Origin of the sequence: Sphingomonas carotinifaciens (genome assembly GCF_009789535.1) — a bacterium.
Taxonomy (GTDB): Bacteria; Pseudomonadota; Alphaproteobacteria; order Sphingomonadales; family Sphingomonadaceae; genus Sphingomonas; species Sphingomonas carotinifaciens.
Map to the genome: position 1 here is coordinate 488,754 of NZ_WSUT01000005.1, position 18,773 is coordinate 507,526.

General features: G+C 67.5%; 19 protein-coding genes. 8 read left to right on the top strand and 11 right to left on the bottom strand.

From position 1 onward, the window contains the following. Nucleotides 1-62: 62 nt before the first annotated feature. Complete coding sequence (locus GQR91_RS04215; protein ID WP_149681283.1) at nucleotides 63-3,134, bottom strand: TonB-dependent receptor domain-containing protein; 3,072 nt, start codon at nucleotides 3,132-3,134, stop codon at nucleotides 63-65. A 227-nt stretch (nucleotides 3,135-3,361) separates the two neighbouring features. Here GQR91_RS04215 and GQR91_RS04220 point away from each other — a divergent pair, with 227 nt between their 5' ends. Further along, complete coding sequence (locus GQR91_RS04220) at nucleotides 3,362-3,802, top strand: hypothetical protein (RefSeq protein ID WP_149681284.1); 441 nt, start codon at nucleotides 3,362-3,364, stop codon at nucleotides 3,800-3,802. 64 nt (nucleotides 3,803-3,866) lie between these two features. On the opposite strand, the gene GQR91_RS04225 is transcribed toward GQR91_RS04220, so the two are convergent. The 4 genes from GQR91_RS04225 to xseA form a co-directional block, all read right to left on the bottom strand. After that, entirely contained in the window at nucleotides 3,867-4,421 is a 555-nt protein-coding gene (locus GQR91_RS04225) for a hypothetical protein (RefSeq protein ID WP_149681285.1), read from the bottom strand. Between the two features lie 581 nt (nucleotides 4,422-5,002). Further along, a complete protein-coding gene (locus GQR91_RS04230) occupies nucleotides 5,003-5,893 on the bottom strand; it encodes a M23 family metallopeptidase (RefSeq protein WP_149681286.1) in 891 nt (296 codons plus the stop codon). Continuing rightward, on the bottom strand, nucleotides 5,890-6,090 hold the full coding sequence (locus GQR91_RS04235) for a DUF2093 domain-containing protein (RefSeq protein WP_112381623.1): 201 nt from the start codon (nucleotides 6,088-6,090) through the stop codon (nucleotides 5,890-5,892). Before GQR91_RS04235 ends, GQR91_RS04230 begins: the two co-directional genes overlap by 4 nt. A gap of 25 nt (nucleotides 6,091-6,115) precedes the next feature. After that, nucleotides 6,116-7,495 carry an exodeoxyribonuclease VII large subunit gene (xseA, locus tag GQR91_RS04240; protein ID WP_149681287.1) on the bottom strand — a complete coding sequence of 460 codons (1,380 nt, stop codon included), beginning with the start codon at nucleotides 7,493-7,495 and terminating at the stop codon, nucleotides 6,116-6,118. Between xseA and purD the strand changes: the two genes are divergently transcribed. The 3 genes from purD to GQR91_RS04255 all read left to right on the top strand — a co-directional run bounded on the left by purD (nucleotide 7,494) and on the right by GQR91_RS04255 (nucleotide 11,403). Beyond that, entirely contained in the window at nucleotides 7,494-8,762 is a 1,269-nt protein-coding gene (gene purD / locus GQR91_RS04245) for a phosphoribosylamine--glycine ligase (protein ID WP_149681288.1), read from the top strand. The two genes, xseA and purD, sit on opposite strands and share 2 nt — an antisense overlap. A gap of 91 nt (nucleotides 8,763-8,853) precedes the next feature. Then, entirely contained in the window at nucleotides 8,854-10,599 is a 1,746-nt protein-coding gene (locus tag GQR91_RS04250; RefSeq protein ID WP_235903864.1) for a vWA domain-containing protein, read from the top strand. A gap of 39 nt (nucleotides 10,600-10,638) precedes the next feature. After that, nucleotides 10,639-11,403, top strand: coding sequence for a hypothetical protein (locus GQR91_RS04255; RefSeq protein ID WP_149681289.1), 765 nt, complete (start codon nucleotides 10,639-10,641; stop codon nucleotides 11,401-11,403). Here GQR91_RS04255 and GQR91_RS04260 read toward each other — a convergent pair. Next, nucleotides 11,398-11,796, bottom strand: a complete 399-nt coding sequence (locus tag GQR91_RS04260; RefSeq protein ID WP_149681290.1) for a hypothetical protein — start codon at nucleotides 11,794-11,796, stop codon at nucleotides 11,398-11,400. The genes GQR91_RS04255 and GQR91_RS04260 overlap by 6 nt on opposite strands. 215 nt (nucleotides 11,797-12,011) lie before the next feature. On the opposite strand from GQR91_RS04260, the gene GQR91_RS04265 reads away from it, so the two are divergent. Beyond that, entirely contained in the window at nucleotides 12,012-12,608 is a 597-nt protein-coding gene (locus GQR91_RS04265; RefSeq protein WP_149681291.1) for a peptidylprolyl isomerase, read from the top strand. An 8-nt stretch (nucleotides 12,609-12,616) separates the two neighbouring features. On the opposite strand, the gene GQR91_RS04270 is transcribed toward GQR91_RS04265, so the two are convergent. After that, nucleotides 12,617-13,921: a hemolysin family protein gene (locus tag GQR91_RS04270; protein WP_149681292.1), complete on the bottom strand. Its 1,305-nt coding sequence runs from the start codon at nucleotides 13,919-13,921 to the stop codon at nucleotides 12,617-12,619. 175 nt (nucleotides 13,922-14,096) lie between these two features. Between GQR91_RS04270 and GQR91_RS04275 the strand changes: the two genes are divergently transcribed. Next, the gene (locus GQR91_RS04275) at nucleotides 14,097-14,774 is read left to right on the top strand and encodes a YiaD family glycine zipper/OmpA-like lipoprotein (RefSeq protein ID WP_112381630.1); all 678 of its coding nucleotides are present in this window, start codon (nucleotides 14,097-14,099) and stop codon (nucleotides 14,772-14,774) included. An 81-nt stretch (nucleotides 14,775-14,855) separates the two neighbouring features. Here the strand turns inward: GQR91_RS04275 and GQR91_RS04280 are convergent, their stop codons facing one another. Both GQR91_RS04280 and GQR91_RS04285 read right to left on the bottom strand, forming a co-directional pair. Next, entirely contained in the window at nucleotides 14,856-15,287 is a 432-nt protein-coding gene (locus tag GQR91_RS04280; protein ID WP_149681492.1) for a nucleoside deaminase, read from the bottom strand. A gap of 57 nt (nucleotides 15,288-15,344) precedes the next feature. Then, nucleotides 15,345-15,566: a hypothetical protein gene (locus GQR91_RS04285; RefSeq protein WP_112381631.1), complete on the bottom strand. Its 222-nt coding sequence runs from the start codon at nucleotides 15,564-15,566 to the stop codon at nucleotides 15,345-15,347. Nucleotides 15,567-15,718: 152 nt separating this feature from the next. Here GQR91_RS04285 and rpmB point away from each other — a divergent pair, with 152 nt between their 5' ends. Continuing rightward, nucleotides 15,719-16,024 carry a 50S ribosomal protein L28 gene (rpmB, locus tag GQR91_RS04290; RefSeq protein ID WP_112381632.1) on the top strand — a complete coding sequence of 102 codons (306 nt, stop codon included), beginning with the start codon at nucleotides 15,719-15,721 and terminating at the stop codon, nucleotides 16,022-16,024. A gap of 99 nt (nucleotides 16,025-16,123) precedes the next feature. Here the strand turns inward: rpmB and GQR91_RS04295 are convergent, their stop codons facing one another. Beyond that, nucleotides 16,124-17,122, bottom strand: a complete 999-nt coding sequence (locus GQR91_RS04295; protein WP_149681293.1) for an esterase-like activity of phytase family protein — start codon at nucleotides 17,120-17,122, stop codon at nucleotides 16,124-16,126. A 163-nt stretch (nucleotides 17,123-17,285) separates the two neighbouring features. On the opposite strand from GQR91_RS04295, the gene GQR91_RS04300 reads away from it, so the two are divergent. Beyond that, nucleotides 17,286-17,696, top strand: coding sequence for a glycine zipper 2TM domain-containing protein (locus GQR91_RS04300; RefSeq protein ID WP_112381818.1), 411 nt, complete (start codon nucleotides 17,286-17,288; stop codon nucleotides 17,694-17,696). 281 nt (nucleotides 17,697-17,977) lie between these two features. On the opposite strand, the gene phbB is transcribed toward GQR91_RS04300, so the two are convergent. Continuing rightward, nucleotides 17,978-18,700, bottom strand: coding sequence for an acetoacetyl-CoA reductase (gene phbB, locus GQR91_RS04305; RefSeq protein ID WP_112381633.1), 723 nt, complete (start codon nucleotides 18,698-18,700; stop codon nucleotides 17,978-17,980). Nucleotides 18,701-18,773 lie beyond the last annotated feature (73 nt).

The following is an 18,773-nucleotide window of genomic DNA, read 5'->3' on the forward strand; positions in this document are numbered from 1 at the left end:
CACCACTCCCTTTACCGGCGGCGGAGCTTTCGCCCCGCCGCCAAGATACCCGTCAGGGCAGCTTACATATCGACGGTCAGGCCGACGAAGATGTAGCGGCCATTGGCCTCGTAGATGCCCGGATAGGTGTTGCCGTTGCCGAACGAGCCGATCGGCGAAGCCGTCGCGCTCAGCACCGGGGGCTCGCGGTCCAGAAGGTTGTTGGCGCCCAGGCGGAAGGTGAAGCCATCCTGCACCCGCGCGGTCAGCGCCAGGTCGAAATAGCTCTGCGAGGGAACGCGCGCGTCCAGCGGGAAGAAGCCGGCGGCCAGATCGCTGTCGCTGCTCGTCCGCTCGAACTCCGTCGCGGACAGGTAGCGCCAGCGGCCCGAAATGCCGATGCCGTCCGGCCCGTCCCAGGTCAGGCGGACCTGATGACGCCACTTGGACTGCGGATAACCGCACTGTGCGCCGTACAGGCCGGCGCAGTCGAAGCGCGCACCCGCCTTGTCGCGGGTGAACTCGTCGACATAGGTGCCGGTGAAGTTCGCCGCGAAGCTGCCCGCCGAGGCGGTACGGACGACGTAGCCCGCATTCACGTCGATGCCGCGCGTCTTGATCGACCCTGCGTTCAGGTTCGTGTCGACCACGAAGCCCTGCGGCGTCTGCCACAGCGTTCCGGCAGCATCGCGGTTGATCAGGTCGCAGAACTGCGGATTGGCGGTCTGCACGCACTGGTTCAGGATGGTATCGGCTCCGATGACGCCGATGATGTCCTTCACCTTGATGCTGAACGCATCGACCGTCAGATTGAAGCCGGGCAGGAAGCGCGGCTGCAGGATGATACCCGCGGTGAACGTGTCTGCCGTCTCCGGACGCAGGTTCGGATTGCCGCCGACCAAGCCGTTATACTGCTCCGACGGATTGTTCGCGATCAGGCCGTACAGGTTCGCCGGCACGCCCAGGTTGACGCACTGTGCCTGCGTCGCGGTCGGGTTGGCACCCGCGCACGGATCGGTCGCACCGTCGATCTGCACCGACTGCGAACGGAACAGTTCCTGCACGTTGGGTGCACGCACCGCGCGGTTGTAGCCGCCACGCAGCGTCAGGTCACGTACCGGGGCCCAGGTGATCTCACCCTTGTACGAGTGAACGCCGCCCGAGGTGTTGTAGTCCGAATAGCGATAGCCGCCGTTGACCGTCAGTTCGTGGAAGAAGGGGCGGTCGCTGACCAGCGGGAGCTGGATTTCGGCGAAGATTTCCTTGACGTTATACTGACCCGCTACCGGCAGGGTCGGGCCGCCCTGGCCCGCCAGATCGCCCGTCGCGAACGCCGTGTCGACCTCCAGCTCCAGCGACTCCTCGCGATATTCGCCGCCGATGTTCAGCGCGATGCCCTCGCTCGCCCAGGGCGAGGTGATGCCATATTCGGACCCACGGAAGGTAACCGAGCCGCTGACGATCTTTTCCTTCGTCTGGCCCTGCATGAAGCCCGCGACCTGAACATAGTTCAGCGCTTCCGGCGTGATCGCCGCGGAACCGAAGATGTTCAGCGGCACGCAGTTCGGATCGGTGCCATCGACGACGGAGCGGCAGACGATCTGGCCCAGCGTTGCGGAGCCGGCGCGCGTGTCGGTGATCGCATCCAGCGCGCGCTGCGTGCGCGAAACGCTGAATTCGTTGCGATAGATCTGGTTGTACTTGGTCGTGCCATACTGGCCATACACGTCGTAGCTGACGCCGGCCGCGACATCGCCGCGCGCGCCCGCGACGAAGCGGTACGAGGTGTGCGTCTGGTCGCTCTGACGCCCGCCGCCTTCCACGTTACGACGGCCGATCAGCACCTTGGCCTGGTTGTAGGTCGAGCCGTCCGGGTTGGTCAGCGTCACCGCATTGCCCGCCCCGTCACGCACCAGATTGGTCGTACGGCAGAAGGTCGCCTGCTGCAGCGGCGACAGGTACGGGTTGTTGCAGTTCAGGACCTGCGTGTTGCTGAAATTGCCCGACGGCGCGATCTGCGCGACCGAGCGATCGTCCATGAACATGAACTCAGCATAGGGCTTGAACCCTTCGCTCACGTCGTAATGGGCGAAAAAGCCGGCGGTGTAGCGCGTGTCCGGACGCTGGTAATAGTTCAGCGGGTTCGCATTGTAGAGCGTACGCCCCGCGACCAAACCACCTGCGCCGTTCAGCGTATATTGCTGCGGCAGGCCCGTCGCGGTGCCGTTGAATACGGCATCGACCAGCGTGAAGTTGGCCGGGAATGCCGTGGCCGAACCGCCGCAGACATATTCGCTGCTGCCTGCCGCGCCTGCGTTCAACCCGCACGACGAATAGTCGCGGCTGCCTTGCGTGATCGCGTCGATCTTGCGGTAGCCGAGATAGCCGACCACATGGCCGCGCCCGTCCTCGGTGCCGCCACCGATCTTCAGGTTGACGTCGAACTGCTTGCCGTCGTTGGTGAAGCCGCTCGGCGCGTCATAGCCGGAGCTGCGCACCAGGTTCTGCAACCGCTGGTTGTTGTTGTTGTGGTTGTAGAAACCATAATTCGCATCGACGCTGACGCCGGTGAAATCGGTATCCAGCACGAAGTTGACGACGCCGCCGACCGCGTCCGAACCGTAGACCGACGAGGCACCGCCGGTCAGCACGTCGACGCGCTTGATCAGGGTCGACGGGATGACGTTCAGGTCGGCGGCCGAGCTGGTCGAGTTGGGATCGCCCGGCATCAGGCGGCGGCCGTTGACCAGCACCAGCGTGCGCTGATCGCCCAGGTTGCGCAGGTTGGCGGTCGCGGTGCCGTTCGATCCGTTCGACACCGACGAGCTTTGCGAGGCGAAGGTCTGCGGCAGGCTGTTCAGCACGTCCTCGACGCGGGTCGCACCCTGCAGGCGGATTTCCTGCGAGTTCACCACGGTGATCGGGCTGGCCGAGGTCAGGTTCGGCGATGCGATGCGCGAGCCCGTCACGACGATGTCGCCGCCGGTATCGGCGTCCGGCGTATTGGAGGTCGCGGGCGCGATCGGCGCCGTCGTGCCCTCGTTCTGGGTGGACGGCGTATCGGTCGTCGTCTGCGCCGATGCCGGTGCGATCATCGCGACACCAGTGAACACCGTGGTCACCAGCAGGCAGGTCTTGATGGAAATGGCCTTCATGAAACGTCCCCTTTTCTCCGGCGGCTGTGCCTGCCGAAGGAAACTTCGGACCCCGGGCCGGTTGCGGTCACGGGGTCGCTGGCCGGGGTTTTCACGGCGCTGCAACATAGATGCAACGTCCCATTGAAAGCAGGCCACATATTATTCCAGCGCTGTGGCGGTTAAGCAACAAAACAGTGCGTATGCGGCATGTTGCGTTTCACTCCCGATTTCGCCAGCAAGAGTGCATGTCAAAGCCCTTCAAGATCCTTCTGTTTCTGCTGCCGCTCACTGCCGCACCGGTACGGGCGACGCCCGTACAGGCATCGGCACCGCTGGCGGACCAGTTGAAGCGCTGCCGCACGCTGACCGATACCACGACCCGCCTCGCCTGCTACGACGCGATGGCCGTCCTGCCGGGGCGCAGCCGCGATCCGGCGCCGCGCCGCGTGCTGAACGAGGACAAGGAAGGCCCGCTGACCACCACGCTGCGCACCGCCAGCGTCGGCGGCGATGGCCGCTGGATCTTCACGCTGGCGCAAGGGGGCCGCTGGCTACAGACCGACGACGCCCCGCTCGGCCGCCGCCCCAACCCCGGCGACGCAGTGGAAGTCCGCGCTGGCGCGCTCGGCAGCTACCGGCTGAAGGTGAAAACCGGCCCCTCGATCAAGGTCCGCCCGCTGGATTGACGGGGATCGACGACGTGTCGGACCTCACGGCTTCACAAATCGGTTTTTGGTGGAACGTGGACGTTCAGTGCATGACCATAGGCTTTCGCTGGTGATGGAGATGCAGCGATCTTATCTCAACTGGGGCCATGCCGTTGCGCATGCCGCCCTCGACGGCAATTTGCCACTCGACGTTATCACTATCGGGATAGGGAAACGTCAGCTGGTAGCAGTAGTTGATCTGATCGTTAGGCCGGCGATTATGGCAGTCAACAGCAACCACCCGAGTTGCGCGGCCAGGCGAAAGGCCGCGAAGTGCCATCCCTGACCGCTTGCAGCTCAGGTCTTGAAAATCGTCACACGTGAACGGGAAGGCTCGGCCGACCGGACCTCGCATATATTCCTGCGCAAGCTTTGCCAGCCACTGCGCATCTCCAGCGCTTGGGGCACGAAAAGCATCCTTAGCAGTGGTCATCTTAGCGCACTGCTCTGATTGCGCCTCTTCATTTGTCGATGATCCCGGTTCTCCCGGCGGCATCGGGAACGCTTTGTAGCGACTAACTGCCTCCACGTGCACGACATTGAGCGGAGTCGTCTCGCTGGCATTGTCGTGATCAAACCAATCGTACTCAACAGTCACAACGTCTGTTCGGCAGATCCCGTTGATCTGTGGCCACGCGAACTCGGGCTGGGAATAAAGATCGACTTCACGAGGTATACCGCCTCGGGCAGGGTACTCGCGGCGAACAGCCTCGATGACACGCGATCCTAAAGCAGGTCCAATAAGCCGGCTTGCGAGGATTCTGGGCGCCAGTGTTCGTGCTTCTTTGACCGTTAGAACGGCAGTTGTCGGTGAAGGCTGCCCGCCGCCACATCCGCTCACGACCAGGGGCAGACATACCAAATTCCGGCAGAGTGAGCGACGATGCATCCGCACACACTACGTGAAGCGGATAATGTCCGCTACTGGGCGGTTTCGGACATTCCAATTAAGATCGGAAGGCGAGACGACCAATGCCTTACCACCTCACAAGTAATGAGATGTACGCGGCGCTCCCAGACTACGCTCCGGATCACGTGCCCACCATCGACCAGCCACGTTGAGTTCACGGAAATCCCGAGAGCCCTCCATTTGACCACTCGGGGCCATGATCCATCAACCGCGTGGCTCTATGCATGATGAGTGAGCGGAACAGCCATGCAACGCAACTCTTGCGCGCGTTAACTTACCGGTCCCGCCACCAGCAGCGGGTCCAGCTTGCGCCCGCGCCATTGCAGGCCCCAGTGCAGATGCGGCCCCGTCGCGCGGCCCGTCGCGCCCGACAGGCCGATCCGCTGGCCGCGCCGTACCGTGTCGCCCACGCGCACATCGATCCGCGACAAATGGAGCAGCGCGCTGTTCAGCCCCATGCCGTGGTCGATCATCAACAGATGCCCTTCCAGCGTGAAGGGGCTGTCCGCCGCCGCCAGGATCACCACCCCGTCGGCGGGCGCCACCACCGGCGTGCCGGTCGGCACCGCGACATCGGCGCCGGAATGATAGCCGCCGGGCTTGCCCTGATAAACGCGCTGCGCCCCGAACCAGCCCGATTGCCGCCCGGTCGCCGGCCAGCGCATCGCCTGCCGCCATCCTTGCGCATCGCTGGTCCGCGCCCGCGCCGCGACGATCTGCGCCAGTTCGGCGGGCCGGGCCGCGGCGAACTCGGCATCGGTCTTGCCCGCGCGATAGGGTGCGTCGACCCGCTCGATCCGCCACGCCCGCGGTGCCACCACCAGCGCGCGCTCCACCCGGCGTCCGTCCGCCAGCGTCGCGACCAGCTGCGCCGACGGCCCCGCGTCACGGTCGAACCCGATCACGAAGCGCCCGTCATCGGCAAAGGGCACCGCCTCGCCATCCAGCGTCATCGCGGTGGTGCCGGCGGGCACGCGCCCGAAGACCAGCCCGCCCTGGATCGCGGCCCCCTCCAGCACGATCGCCGCAGGGGTGACAGGCTTGACCGGCGGCGGTGGAGGCGGCGGCGCGGGCATGACCAGCCACGACGCGACGTCCTCACGCGGCGCGACGCATCCGCCAAGAGCCGCCACCAGCATTCCCGCCGCCAACACCCTCATCGCGGGCGCAGGCTTTCGCTGGCGATCGCCGGGCTCGCATAGGGCTCCTGCGCCGCCACGCTCCAGTAGCGCAGGTCCTCCAGCGCGATCCGCGCCCCCGACCGGGCGCATACGACATGATCGCCCGGCGACAGCACCCGGAAACCATTGGCCATATAGTGCAGGCGCGCGGCCCGATCGGCATTGGACATCAGCATGGAACGGAACACTTCTCGATAAGGATCAGAACAGGTCGGGCTGTTCGGGTACCACCTTGTCATAGGTACGCGGGGGCGCGCGCTCAACCCGCGCTTCCACCGCGCCGTCGCGGAAGCGGAGCGTGATGGCGCCCGCCGCACGCACCGCCTCCGCCGACGACAGCGTCTCGCCACCCGGCCGCGCGGTGATCCGCGCATAGCCGCGCTCCAGGATGCGGTCGGGGTTCAGCGACTGCACCAGCCGCCAGGTGTTCGCCAGCCGCTCGTGTCCGCGCTCCACCTGCCGCAGCAGGACGGCGGGGCGCAGCGCCGCGCCCGCCCGGTCCAGCCCGCCGCGTGCCAGCGTCACCCGCCGCTCCAGCCCCCGGTCCAGCCGCGTGCCGGCATCGTCCGCACGCTGGCGCTGCGGCCCCAGCAACTGGTCGCGCTTGGGCAGCAGCCGCGCCATCGCGTCCAGCCGCTCGCGCCCGCGCTCGACATAGCGGCGCGCGCACCGCTCGGTGCGCTGGCGGTGGCTGGCGACGGTCAGGCGCAGGTCGGCCAGCACCGGCACCGCGATCTCGGCGGCTGCGGTCGGCGTCGGCGCGCGCAGGTCGGCGGCATGGTCGCACAGGGTCGTGTCGGTCTCATGCCCCACCGCCGAGATGATCGGGATGGTGCAGTCTGCCACCGCGCGCACCACCGCTTCCTCGTTGAACGCCCAGAGGTCCTCAATCGAACCGCCGCCGCGCGCGACGATCACCAGATCGGGCCGCGGCACGGGGCCGCCCACGGGCATCGCATCGAACCCGCGTACCGCCGCCGCCACCTCGGCCGCCGCGCCCTCGCCCTGCACCTTGACCGGCCAGACGATGACATGGGTGGGGCACCGATCCTCCAGCCGGTGCAGGATGTCGCGGATCACCGCGCCGGTCGGCGAGGTGACCACGCCGATCGTGCGCGGCATGAAGGGCAGCGCCACCTTGCGCCCCCGGTCGAACAGCCCTTCGCCGGCGAGCTTCGCCTTCAGCTTCTCGAACAGCGCCATCAGCGCGCCGGCGCCGGCCAGTTCCATCCGCTCGATCACGATCTGGTATTTGGATCGCCCCGGATAGGTGGTCAGCTTGCCGGTGGCGATCACCTCGATGCCGTCCTGCGGCTGGAAGGCGAGCGCGTTCGCCGATCCCTTCCACATCACCCCGTCGATCACCGCCTGATCGTCCTTCAGCGCCAGATAGACATGGCCCGAGGTCGCGCGCTTGTAGCCGGAAATCTCGCCGCGCAGGCGGACATGGCCGAACTCGCCCTCCACCATCCGCTTCAGCTTGAAGCTCAGTTCGCCCACCGACAGCGCGAGCGCGTTGTCGCCGGCCACCGGCTCGGCTACCAGCCGCGAACTTTCGTCAAGGAATAAGGGATCGGGCATGAACGTCCTGCTGCTGGGATCGGGTGGCCGCGAACACGCACTGGCGTGGAAGCTGGCACAATCGCCGGGGTTAGATACGCTCTATGCCGCGCCCGGCAACCCCGGCATCGCCGCGCATGCGACCTGCGTGCCGCTGGCCGCGACGGATCACGCCGCGGTGATCGCCTTTGCGCGTGACCACGCGATCGGCCTCGTCGTGATCGGGCCGGAGGCGCCGCTGGTCGACGGCCTTGCCGATTCGCTTCGTGCCGCCGGCATCCCCGTCTTCGGCCCGTCAAAGGCGGCGGCACAACTCGAAGGGTCCAAGGGCTTCACCAAGGACCTGTGCGCCCGCGCGAACATCCCCACCGCCGGCTATCTGCGCGTTTCCAGCCTGGAGGCCGCGGCGACCGCGCTCGACACCACCTTCGGCCTGCCCGTGGTCATCAAGGCCGATGGCCTCGCCGCCGGCAAGGGCGTGACCATCGCCTTCACCAAGGACGAGGCGCGCGCCGCCCTCGCCGACCTGTTCAGCGTTTCCGGTGCCGAGGTGGTGATCGAGGAGTTTCTCGACGGCGAGGAAGCCAGCCTGTTCGTCCTCACCGACGGCACCGCGCTCCTGCCCTTCGGCTCCGCACAGGATCACAAGCGCGTCGGCGACGGCGATACCGGCCCCAACACCGGCGGCATGGGCGCCTACAGCCCGGCGCGCGTCCTGACGCCCGAACTGGAGGCGCTGGCGATCGACACGATCGTGCGGCCCACCGTCGACACGCTGCGTGAGGAGGGCACGCCCTTTTCCGGCGTCCTCTATGCAGGGCTGATGCTGACCGCGCAGGGGCCCAAGCTGATCGAATACAACGCCCGCTTCGGCGATCCCGAATGTCAGGTGCTGATGACGCGCCTCGACGGCGATCTGCTTGGCGTGATGCTGGCCGTGGCACAGGGGCGGCTTGCCGAGCACCCCGCCCCCACCTTCTCGCCCGAGCCCGCGCTGACCGTGGTGATGGCCGCGGCCGGCTATCCCGGCACACCGAAGTCGGGCGGCGGCATCGACAACCTCGCCGCGGCCGAGGCGACCGGCGCCACCGTCTTCCAGGCGGGCACCCGGATGGACGGCGACCGGCTGGTCGCCTCGGGCGGCCGCGTCCTGGCGGTCACCGCGCGCGGCGCCAGCGTCGCCGACGCCCAGGCCGCCGCCTATCGCGCCGTGGATGCGATCACCTTCCCCGACGGCTTCTGCCGCCGCGACATCGGCTGGCGCGAAGTGGAACGTGAACGCGGTTGAAGCTGTAACACGACCGTGACACGATATCCCCGTCAGGGAGGCCGCTCCTTTTCTTCCTTGGGAGAGAAGAAGCGGCAAGGGGGAGAACACCATGCGGTTCACGGCATTCGTCGCGCTCGTCGGCCTGCTCACCACCGGCGCGGCGCCACCGCCGCTGCCCCAGGCCAAGGCGCGCAAAGCTGCGTCGCCGGTGCGCTGCATCACGCCTGACCGCACGAACAATGAGATCATGGTCACGAACGGCCGCGTCTTCGCCCCCGGCGCCCCACCACCACCACCACCACCACCACCGCCGCCGCCACCGCCACCACCGGCGGTTCTGTCGGCACCGGTGCCGGCACCGTCCGCCCCACCCGCCCCGATGGTGTCGCAGACGCTCGCCCGCATGCCGGGGGTGGCCACCGCCCCTTACGGCACGCCTGCGAACACCGAACGCTATGCCGGCCAGCAGGTCGCGGCGGTACAGGACGTCGCCACCAACCCCGTTTCCACCTTCTCGGTCGATGTCGACACCGGCAGCTATGCCAATGTCCGCCGCTTCCTGCGCGAAGGCCAGCCGGTCCCCGCAGAGGCGGTCCGTACCGAGGAGATGATCAACTATTTCCGCTACGACTATCCTCGTCCGCGCGACGCTGCCGAACCATTCGGCGTCTCCACCGATGTCGCGGTCACGCCGTGGAACCCCGACACCCGCCTGATCCGCATCGGCCTGCGCGGCTATGACGTCGCGACCGACCGGCGCCCGCCCGCCAACCTCGTCTTTCTGGTCGATGTATCGGGCTCGATGGGCCAGCCGGACAAGCTGCCCCTGGTGAAATCGGCACTGACCATGCTCGCCGGTCGGCTCACCCCGCGCGACCGCGTCTCGATCGTCGTCTATGCGGGCGCCGCCGGCATTGTCCTCGACCCCACCGCCGATCCGAACGCGATCAAGGCCGCCCTCACCTGCCTCGACGCCGGCGGCTCGACCGCCGGAGGCGAGGGCATCGCGCTCGCCTATACCACCGCGCGCCAGCATTTTGTGAAGGGCGGCATCAACCGCATCCTGCTGGCGACCGACGGCGACTTCAACGTCGGCATCAGCGACAACACGGCGCTGGAACAACTGGTCAAACGCAACCGCGACGACGGCATCACCCTCACCACGCTGGGCTTCGGCCGCGGCAACTATAACGAGGCGATGATGGAGCGCATCGCCGATATCGGCAACGGCAACTATGCCTATATCGACAGCGCGATGGAGGCCCGCAAAGTGCTGGACGACGAGCTGTCCGCCACCCTCGTCACCATTGCCAAGGACGTAAAGGTCCATGTCGAGTTCAATCCCGACGCGGTTCGCCAGTACCGCCTGATCGGCTATGAAAATCGCGCGCTGGCCGAGGCGGATTTCACCAACGACGCGGTGGATGCCGGCGATATCGGCGCCGGCCATCAGGTCACCGCCCTGTACGAGGTCGTGCCGGTGGACGCCAAGGGGTGGAGCGATGCTCGCCGCTATCCCGCCAATCGCCCGCTGGCGAAGACGACCGGGGGCACCGAATGCGCCTATGTAAAGCTGCGCTACAAGCTGCCGGACAGTGCCACCTCGCGTGAGATCGCGCGCGCCATTCCCGCCGCACAACTGCGTAGCGCCACCGCGCCCGCCGGCGACATGGCGTTCGTCACCGCGGTCGCCGCCTTTGGGCAGAAGCTGCGCGGCGATCCCCTGCTCGCCCGCTTCACCTGGGGCGATGTCCGCCGCCTCGCCGGCGACCCCAGGGGGCCATGGCGACAGGAATTCGTGGAACTCACGCGCGCGGCGGGGCTTCATGACGCTGGGTCGGCCGCGGGCGAATAACGCTCGCGGTGTATTCACCCCCCAGCTAGAACGGGTCGCATGAACGAAACCACCGCCGCCGCACCCGGCGACAGCCTGATCCCGGACGGCGTCGCCACGATCACGACGATGCACTTCGTGTTCATCGCACTTGTTGCCGCCTTCGCCATCGCGATCATCCTGATCGGCGTCCGCCGCAAGCGCATCCGCAAGCACGCGGAACGCACCGTCGAGCGCAATGCCGAGCAGGCCGGCGTGCCGATGATCGAGCCCGATACGGCGCCGCTGAAGGAGCCAACGGCTTCCGCTCCGGCTCCGGCTCCGGCTCCGGCTCCGGCTCCGGCTCCCGTTGCAGCCCCAACTCCTGTTGCGGCTGCAAGCCCGGTTCCGGCACCGGCTCCTGTCGCGGCGTCAAGGCCGGTTCCCGTCCCGCCTCCGGCCGCACCCGCCCCCATCCCCACCGTCGACGAACCGCTTCCCGAAAGCCCGCTCGCCGACGAGCCGGTGGCCGCCGCCGCGCCGATGGACGCCACCCCCGCCTCGATCGCGGCGGATGCCCCCACCCCGCCCCCGGCCACCGCGCCCCAGGATCAGCCGATTGGCCTGCTCAAGGGGCTTGGTCCCAAGATCCAGCAGCGTCTGGGCGAACTGGGCATCACCACCGTCGGCCAGATCGCCGCGCTGGACGACGCTCAGGCCGCCGCCCTCGACGCGCAGCTCGGTCCTTTTGCCGGCCGCATGCAGCGCGACCGCTGGCGCGAACAGGCGCGCCTTCTCGCCGCGGGCGACCGTGCCGGGTTCGAGGCCGCGTTCGGCCGGCTATGATCCCCGGATGCGCACCGTGATCGAATAAGGGCGCCGTGGCTTTTCGGCCGCGCGCGCACGCTGGATCCTCGGGCGCACCACCGGCTCGTGCCGCCGCACCACGGCGTTGGGCCCCGGCGTCGTCCAGTCGGTCACCCCGATTCGCCCGTTGATCCAGACACCAGTTGCCAGTCCCCAATCGGGATGCACCTGCAGGCCGCCGGGATAGGCCACCACCAGGAACCCGCCATCGCGGTTCGGCGACTGCGCCTCGATCACCATTTCGTCGCCGGGATGCAGCACATAGCGGTCGGGCAGATACTCGACGAGTACCTCCAGCGGGGCCGACTGCGTGTTGCGCACCGTATGGCGTTGCGGATGCAGGCGAGGGGCACGCGTGGGAAACAGCCGCATCCTACCTCGGGCGCTGGTGGCAAGGGACGGCCGCCACGATGCCGCCCGGCGGCGGCGTCGAACAGGGCGGCATCCGACTATGCCTCCTTCGGGCCAAATATCTGATGCGATATGATAATCACCCCTCGGCCGGGTGAAGCCCATTGGGGATGGCGCCCCGCCCCTTCCGGTGAGACACTGGCGCCGATCCCTGTCTGCCTCGAAGGACCGTTCCGATGCTTTCCCCCCTTTTCGCGCTGCTGCTCGCCGGTGTTCCCCAGGCGGCATCGACGCCTGCCGCCGCACCCGCGCCCGCGCCCACCCGCGTCGCGATCGAAACCACCGCCGGGCGCATCGTCATCGAACTCGCCCGTGCCCAGGCGCCGATCACCACCGCCAATTTCCTGCGCTATGTCGATGGAAAGCGGCTGAACGGCACCAACTTCTACCGCTCGGTCAAGGTCGCCCCCGGCTTCGGCTTCGTTCAGTTCGGCATCCGCAACGAGCCCAAGCGCATCCTCCCGCCGATCAAGCACGAACCCACCACCCAGACGGGCTTGAAGCATCTCGACGGCACCATCTCGATCGCCCGTCTGGCCCCCGGCTCGGCGCGTGGCGATTTCACCATCATGGTCGGCGACCAGCCCTCGCTCGATGCCGATCCGACGAAGCCCGGCGACAATCTCGGCTATGCCGCCTTCGGCCAGGTGGTGGAGGGCAAGGAGGTGATCGCCCGCATCCTCGACACCGCGACCGATCCCAATGCCGGCCCCTTCAAGGGCGAGATGCTCGCCAAGCCGGTGCAGATCACCAGCGCCGCTCGCATGAAATAGCGGTCGCTTCAGCCTTCCTCGCTGACCAGCAGCTTGTCGATCCGGCGTCCGTCCAGATCGACCACCTCGAACCGCCATCCCTGCTCGACGAAGCTTTCGCCTTCGCCCGGCAGGTGGCGGAACGCGGCCAGCGCCAGCCCCGCCACGGTGGCATAATCCCGGTCGTCGGGCAGGTCGATGCCCAGCCGGTCGGCCAGCGCATCCGCCGCCATCGTGCCCGCCACCAGCAGCGACCCGTCGTCGCGCACCACGACCGAGGGCGCCTCGCCGGGCTCCGCGTCCGAGGCGAACTCGCCCGCGATCGCCGCCAGCAGGTCGGCCGGGGTCACGATCCCCTCGAAATGCCCGTATTCGTCATGGATCAGCGCCATCGGCACCTCGGCCTGGCGCAGCGCGATCAGCGCATCCATCGCGTCGATCCGGTCGATCACGACCGGCGCCTTGCGCATCAGCCGCTTCAGGTCGAGCGCCTCGCCGCGGAACAGCGCCATCGCGATGTCGCGCGCCTGCACCACGCCGATCACCGAATCGATCGATCCTTCGCCCACCGGTAGGCGCGTGCGCGGCGTATCGAGCAGCTTGGCGCGAATCCCCTCGGCATCCAGCGTGCAGTCCAGCCAGTCGATCTCGGTCCGGGGGGTCATCACCTCGCGCACCGGCCGGTCCGCCAGCCGCACCACGCCCGAGATGATCGAGCGTTCATGCTCCTCGATCACGCCCGACTTGGACGCCTCGGCGACGATCAGGTGCAGTTCCTCCGCCGTCACCTGGTCTTCCGCCTCTCGGTTCAGGCCCAGCAGGCGAAAGACGACGCCGCTGGTCGAATCGAGCAGCCAGACGATCGGCGCCGTGACGACCGCCAGCCAGCGCATCGGCAGCGCGACCAGCGCCGCGATCGGCTCGGGCTTGCGCAGCGCGAACTGCTTGGGCACCAGTTCGCCCACGATCAGCGAGGCATAGGTGGTCAGCCCGATCACCAGCGCGAAGCCGACCGACGCCGCGGTCGACGCCGACAGGCCCAGCAATTGCAGCCGCGCGCCCACCGGCCCGCCCAGGCTCGATCCCGAATAGGCGCCCGCGACGATGCCGATCAGCGTGATGCCGATCTGCACGGTGGACAGGAACTTGCCCGGATCGGCGGCGAGCAGCATCGCCGCCTGCGCACCTTTACGCCCGGTACGCGCCATCGCCTCCAGCCGCGCCTTGCGCGCCGAGACGATCGCCAGCTCGCTCATCGCGAACACGCCGTTCAGTCCCACGAGCAGCAGGATGATGACGACGTCGATCCAGGGGAAGGGGGGCAGCGGTGCCATCGGAATGCATCGTCCTTAACCGCAACGCCGCCCCTTCCACAATGCTTCTTGTTGGGCTTCGCGCGCATCGCCGAAATGGCGCCCTCGTCGCTAAACCGTCACCAACCGTTCAGTTCGCATCCGGAACAAGGATCAGCAGCCCGAGTTATCGGGACAGCAAAAAGGGACAATCGTCATGCTGAAATCCGCCAGGTTCGCCACCGCCGCCGCGCTGGCCGCACTCGTCGCCACCGCCGGCTGCACCACCGATCCCGTCACCGGCGAACGTCGCATTTCCAAGGCTGCGATCGGCGGCCTGGGCGGCGCGGTCGGCGGCTATCTGCTCGGCGATCTCGTCGGCGGGCGCCGCGATCGCACCGAAAAGATCCTGGGCGCCGGCATCGGCGGCCTCGCGGGGGCCGGCATTGGCGCCTATATGGACAAGCAGGAGCGCGAGCTGCGCGAGCGGACCGCGGGCACCGACGTGCAGGTCGTCCGCCAGGGCGACGATCTGCTGCTCAACATCCCCTCGGGCATCACCTTCGCCTATGATTCGGCCAATGTGCAGCCGCAGTTCCAGCGCACGCTGGATCAGGTCGCCAGCACCCTGTCGCAATATAACCAGACCTATATCGACGTGTACGGCCACACCGATTCGACCGGCAGCGACGCGTACAACCAGACGCTGTCGGAGCGCCGCGCCGTCTCCGTCGCCGATTACCTCGCCAGCCGCGGCGTGCAGCGCGCCCGCATCGGCACCCGCGGGTTCGGCAAGACGCAGCCGATCGAATCGAACGACACCGATGCCGGCCGCGCCGCCAACCGCCGCGTCGAGATCAAGATCGTACCCATCCGCGAAGGCGACCTGCGCTAATTGCTCACGAAACAGCCCTCTCCCCCTCGGGGGAGAGGCGTTTCGGATCAACGGGCTACCCCAGGCGCACCCCGATGGCGATCATCCCCGCCGCGCCAGAAAGAATTCCCGCAACATCGCCCCCGCCTCGCGCTCGGCGATCCCCGCATATATCTCCGGCCGGTGATGGCAGGTGGCCTGCGCGAACACTCTCGCACCATGCTCCACCGCCCCGCCCTTGGCGTCCGCCGCCGCGTAGTAGAGCCGCGCGATCCGCGCATGGGCAATCGCGCCCGCACACATCGCGCACGGCTCCAGCGTCACCCACAGGTCGCAATCCTCCAGCCGCTCGCGCCCGAGCAGCGCCGCGCCTTCGCGAATCACCCGCATCTCGGCATGGGCGGTCGGGTCGCACAATCGTCGCGGCGCATTGCCCGCGACCGCGATCACCTGCCCCTGATGGACCAGTGCGGCACCCACCGGCACTTCGCCGGCTGCGGCCGCGGCGCCTGCGGCCTCCAGTGCCGCGCGCATTGGATCGGGGGTGGCGAACATTTCCGCCCCCTGCCCGTGTGACCGCGCGCCCGCAACTTATTGCGCGTTGGCGGGCTGCTCGCTCGGCTTCTCGACCGACAGCGTCGGCACTTCCACCGTCTTGGTCTGCGTGCCGACCGAAACCTTCGGCCCCTCGGCCCGGAACTGCGGCGCCTGCACCACGCCGGGGCGCGTCTGGTCGATGCTGACCCAGCCCAGGCTCATCGCCACCGCGACAAGAAGAACGACGATGGCGATAAGGGCAAGAAGCGTACGCATGAGGTCCTGGCTCCGAATGGTGCGGCAGCGTAACTAACGCCGCGCCGCTCTGCGAGTTGCACCCGGCAACCGGTGAATCGGTTGACGACCTCCGACATACAGGCTATCCGCGCGGCCTTTCCGGGCAATTGCCTGAAACCAGGATAACGATCATGTCGCGCATTTGCGAGCTGACCGGCAAGGGCCGGCAGGTGGGCAACAACGTTTCCCACGCCAATAACAAGACCAAGCGTACCTTTCTGCCCAACCTGCAGAACGTCACGTTGATTTCCGACTCGCTCGAAAAGAGCGTGCGCCTGCGCGTGTCCACGCACGGCCTGCGTTCGGTCGAGCATAATGGCGGCCTCGACAACTGGCTCGTCAAGACCTCGGACGACAAGCTGAGCCTGCGCGCCCGTCGCCTGAAGCGTGACGTGGTGAAGAAGCGCGCCGTCCCGGCCGAGACCGAAGCAGCCTAAACGCTTCGCGACGATCGCGTCAAAGGCCCGCTGCTCACCCCGAGCGGCGGGCCTTCGGCGTTTGCCTAGGATCGCTCAGGCTAGTCGCCCAGGCCAAGCCTACCCATCCAACGCGAACTTCAGCAACAGCGAGCGTTGCAGCGGAAACTGGTTGTCGTCGGACACCAGCCACAGGATCGTCCGCCCGCCCTCCCGGGCCACCGCCATCCCCTCGAAATTGTCGTGAATCAGCGGGGCGGCCAGCGTCGCCAGCAGCCGCCCCCGCGCCACCCGGCCGGGCGCCACGTCGCGCGCCGCCACCCGCACGATCCGGTTGCCGAATCGGAACGGCAGCGCGAACGACCGTTCCAGCACCAGCAGGTCGCCATTCGGCAGCGCGACCGCATCCGCCACGTCATGGCGCGGTGCCACCATATAGCCGAAGCGCCGCGCCCGCCCCGCCAGCGGATCGCCGGCGAAGATCAGCCCGATGCGCGAATGCAGGCGCAGTGCCTCCGGTCCGCGCCAATGGGGTTTCGGCACCTTGGCCTCCTCGCTGATCGTCACGAAGCGACCATCGGGCATCCGCGCCAGTGATTCGGGGCCGCCATTCTCCGGCCAGCGCTTCATCGCCGCCGGGGCGACCCGCCCCTCTGCCGCCTTGAAGTCGGGGGCATAGCGCCAGAACTGGTTCGCCCGCTCGAATCCCACCCAGATCCGGCCCGTCGCCGGATCCATCGCCATCGATTCGCTGTCGCGGTCGCGCTTCTCCCATCCGGTGCCGGGCCCGGCCGGCAGATAGGAGAAGTGCAGGCCATAGGGCCGCCAGTCCGCCCCCATCCGGAACCGCACGACGTTGCCGCCATCGCTGAGCAGCGTGAAGCGGTCCCCCACCAGCGTCATCGCCGAAAAGCCGCCAAAGGCCGGATCGCGACTGTTGAGGCGGATCCCGCCCAGATAGGTCAGCGCGCCGACCCGCCTCACCCCCGGATCGCGCGGATCGAGCGCCACGGGCGTCACCGTCATCTGCGCGCGGTCGTTCAGCAGCGCCAGCCGCTCCTCCCCCGACCAGCCGGGAACGACGATGAGGACGAGTAGCAGGGCCAGGAAAATACGCATCACCTCCGCGTCATAACGGCTGTGCTGCGCTGCGATACCGCCAGCTTCATCCTGAATGAAGGATAACGACCGCATTCAGGGATCGCTCAATGCGAATCACCCATAAGCGTGACAACGACGACGGAAATCCCGCCGCCGCGAAGACGAAACGGGAGTGAAGACGATGTTCAAGGTTCCGCTTATCAAGAGCCTGTCGCTTGCTGGTGCCGCACTGGCGATGACCGCCGGCTCGCTGGTCGCCGCCGCCCCCGCAGAGGCACAGCGCTACGGCTATTATGGCGACCGCTACGACCGCGGCTACAACCGCGACGGCTATCGGGATCGCGGCCGCTACGACCGTGGCTACCGCAACGATCGCGGCTGGCGCGACGATCGCGGCTATCGGGATCGTGGTCGCAACCCCTGCAAGGATGGCGACGGCGGCACCATCATCGGCGCGATCGCCGGTGGCCTGCTCGGCCGCACCGTCGACACCCGCGGCGACCGGGCCCTCGGCACGATCCTGGGTGCAGGCGCCGGCGCTCTTGCCGGCCGCGCGATCGACCGGTCCGACCGCCCCAATTTCTGCCGCTGATCGGCAGCACGAATTCCTCGCGTAGTGTATCGAGGATGAAAGCCGGCCCCCATGTACCAGGGGCCGGCTTTCCTGTTCTTAAATCCCTCTCCCCCACGGGGAGCATCAGGTGAACAGCGCCCCGCGCTGTTCACCTGATGCTGGGAGGGGCCCGCTGCCGACAGGCAGTGGGAAGGGTGAGGGGCAGACAAGCAGTGCAGCGCTGCTTGGCGCCCCCTCACCCTCCCACCGCTTCGCGGCGGGCCCGTCCCTCTCCCCTCCGGGGAGAGGGAAACACCGCCTTAATACATATGCTGCCCGCCGTTGATCGACAGCGTCGATCCCGTCACGAAGCCGGCCTCGTCCGAACACAGGAACGCCACGCCGCGCGCGATCTCGCTCGCCTGGCCCAGCCGGCCGACGGGAATCTTGGCGACGATCTTGTCCAGCACGTCGGCGGGCACCGCGGCCACCATGTCGGTGTCGATATAGCCCGGCGCGATCGCGTTCACCGTCACGCCCGCGCGCGCACCTTCCTGCGCCAGCGCCTTGGTGAAGCCGTGAATGCCCGACTTGGCGGCGGCATAGTTCACCTGGCCATACTGGCCCGCCTGCCCGTTGATCGAACCGATGTTGACGATGCGGCCCCATTTGCGCTCGCGCATGCCCGGAAACGCCGCCTTGGCCATGTTGAAGCAACCGCCGAGATTGGTGTCCATGACCTCCTTCCACATCTGGTAGGTCATCTTCAGGATGGTGCCGTCGCGGGTGATGCCGGCATTGTTGACGATGATGTCCACCGGCCCCAGTTCCTCGGCCACCTTGGCGACACCCGCCTGGCATGCGTCATAATCGGCGACGTCCCACTTGTACGCCTTGATCCCCGTCCGCTCGGTAAAGGCCTGGGCCCGCTCGTCATTGCCGGCATAATTGGCGGCAACGGTGATGCCGGCATCCTTCAGGGCAAGGCTGATCGCCTCGCCGATTCCGCGCGTTCCACCGGTTACGATCGCTACTCGTGCCATCAGCCTCTCCCTTGGTTTGACGTGATCGATGCTACGGGTGCGAAGATCGCACCGCAATGGGGCTTTCGGGTTT

What these genes read in the sequence shown, in the direction of transcription:
- GQR91_RS04215 (WP_149681283.1), bottom strand. Translation starts at nt 3,134, where the DNA reads ATGAAGGCCATTTCCATCAAGACCTGCCTGCTGGTGACCACGGTGTTC.
- GQR91_RS04220 (WP_149681284.1), top strand. Translation starts at nt 3,362, where the DNA reads ATGTCAAAGCCCTTCAAGATCCTTCTGTTTCTGCTGCCGCTCACTGCC.
- GQR91_RS04230 (WP_149681286.1), bottom strand. Translation starts at nt 5,893, where the DNA reads ATGAGGGTGTTGGCGGCGGGAATGCTGGTGGCGGCTCTTGGCGGATGC.
- GQR91_RS04235 (WP_112381623.1), bottom strand. Translation starts at nt 6,090, where the DNA reads ATGCTGATGTCCAATGCCGATCGGGCCGCGCGCCTGCACTATATGGCC.
- purD (WP_149681288.1), top strand. Translation starts at nt 7,494, where the DNA reads ATGAACGTCCTGCTGCTGGGATCGGGTGGCCGCGAACACGCACTGGCG.
- xseA (WP_149681287.1), bottom strand. Translation starts at nt 7,495, where the DNA reads ATGCCCGATCCCTTATTCCTTGACGAAAGTTCGCGGCTGGTAGCCGAG.
- GQR91_RS04250 (WP_235903864.1), top strand. Translation starts at nt 8,854, where the DNA reads ATGCGGTTCACGGCATTCGTCGCGCTCGTCGGCCTGCTCACCACCGGC.
- GQR91_RS04255 (WP_149681289.1), top strand. Translation starts at nt 10,639, where the DNA reads ATGAACGAAACCACCGCCGCCGCACCCGGCGACAGCCTGATCCCGGAC.
- GQR91_RS04260 (WP_149681290.1), bottom strand. Translation starts at nt 11,796, where the DNA reads ATGCGGCTGTTTCCCACGCGTGCCCCTCGCCTGCATCCGCAACGCCAT.
- GQR91_RS04265 (WP_149681291.1), top strand. Translation starts at nt 12,012, where the DNA reads ATGCTTTCCCCCCTTTTCGCGCTGCTGCTCGCCGGTGTTCCCCAGGCG.
- GQR91_RS04270 (WP_149681292.1), bottom strand. Translation starts at nt 13,921, where the DNA reads ATGGCACCGCTGCCCCCCTTCCCCTGGATCGACGTCGTCATCATCCTG.
- GQR91_RS04275 (WP_112381630.1), top strand. Translation starts at nt 14,097, where the DNA reads ATGCTGAAATCCGCCAGGTTCGCCACCGCCGCCGCGCTGGCCGCACTC.
- GQR91_RS04280 (WP_149681492.1), bottom strand. Translation starts at nt 15,287, where the DNA reads ATGCGCGCGGCACTGGAGGCCGCAGGCGCCGCGGCCGCAGCCGGCGAA.
- GQR91_RS04285 (WP_112381631.1), bottom strand. Translation starts at nt 15,566, where the DNA reads ATGCGTACGCTTCTTGCCCTTATCGCCATCGTCGTTCTTCTTGTCGCG.
- rpmB (WP_112381632.1), top strand. Translation starts at nt 15,719, where the DNA reads ATGTCGCGCATTTGCGAGCTGACCGGCAAGGGCCGGCAGGTGGGCAAC.
- GQR91_RS04295 (WP_149681293.1), bottom strand. Translation starts at nt 17,122, where the DNA reads ATGCGTATTTTCCTGGCCCTGCTACTCGTCCTCATCGTCGTTCCCGGC.
- GQR91_RS04300 (WP_112381818.1), top strand. Translation starts at nt 17,286, where the DNA reads ATGTTCAAGGTTCCGCTTATCAAGAGCCTGTCGCTTGCTGGTGCCGCA.
- phbB (WP_112381633.1), bottom strand. Translation starts at nt 18,700, where the DNA reads ATGGCACGAGTAGCGATCGTAACCGGTGGAACGCGCGGAATCGGCGAG.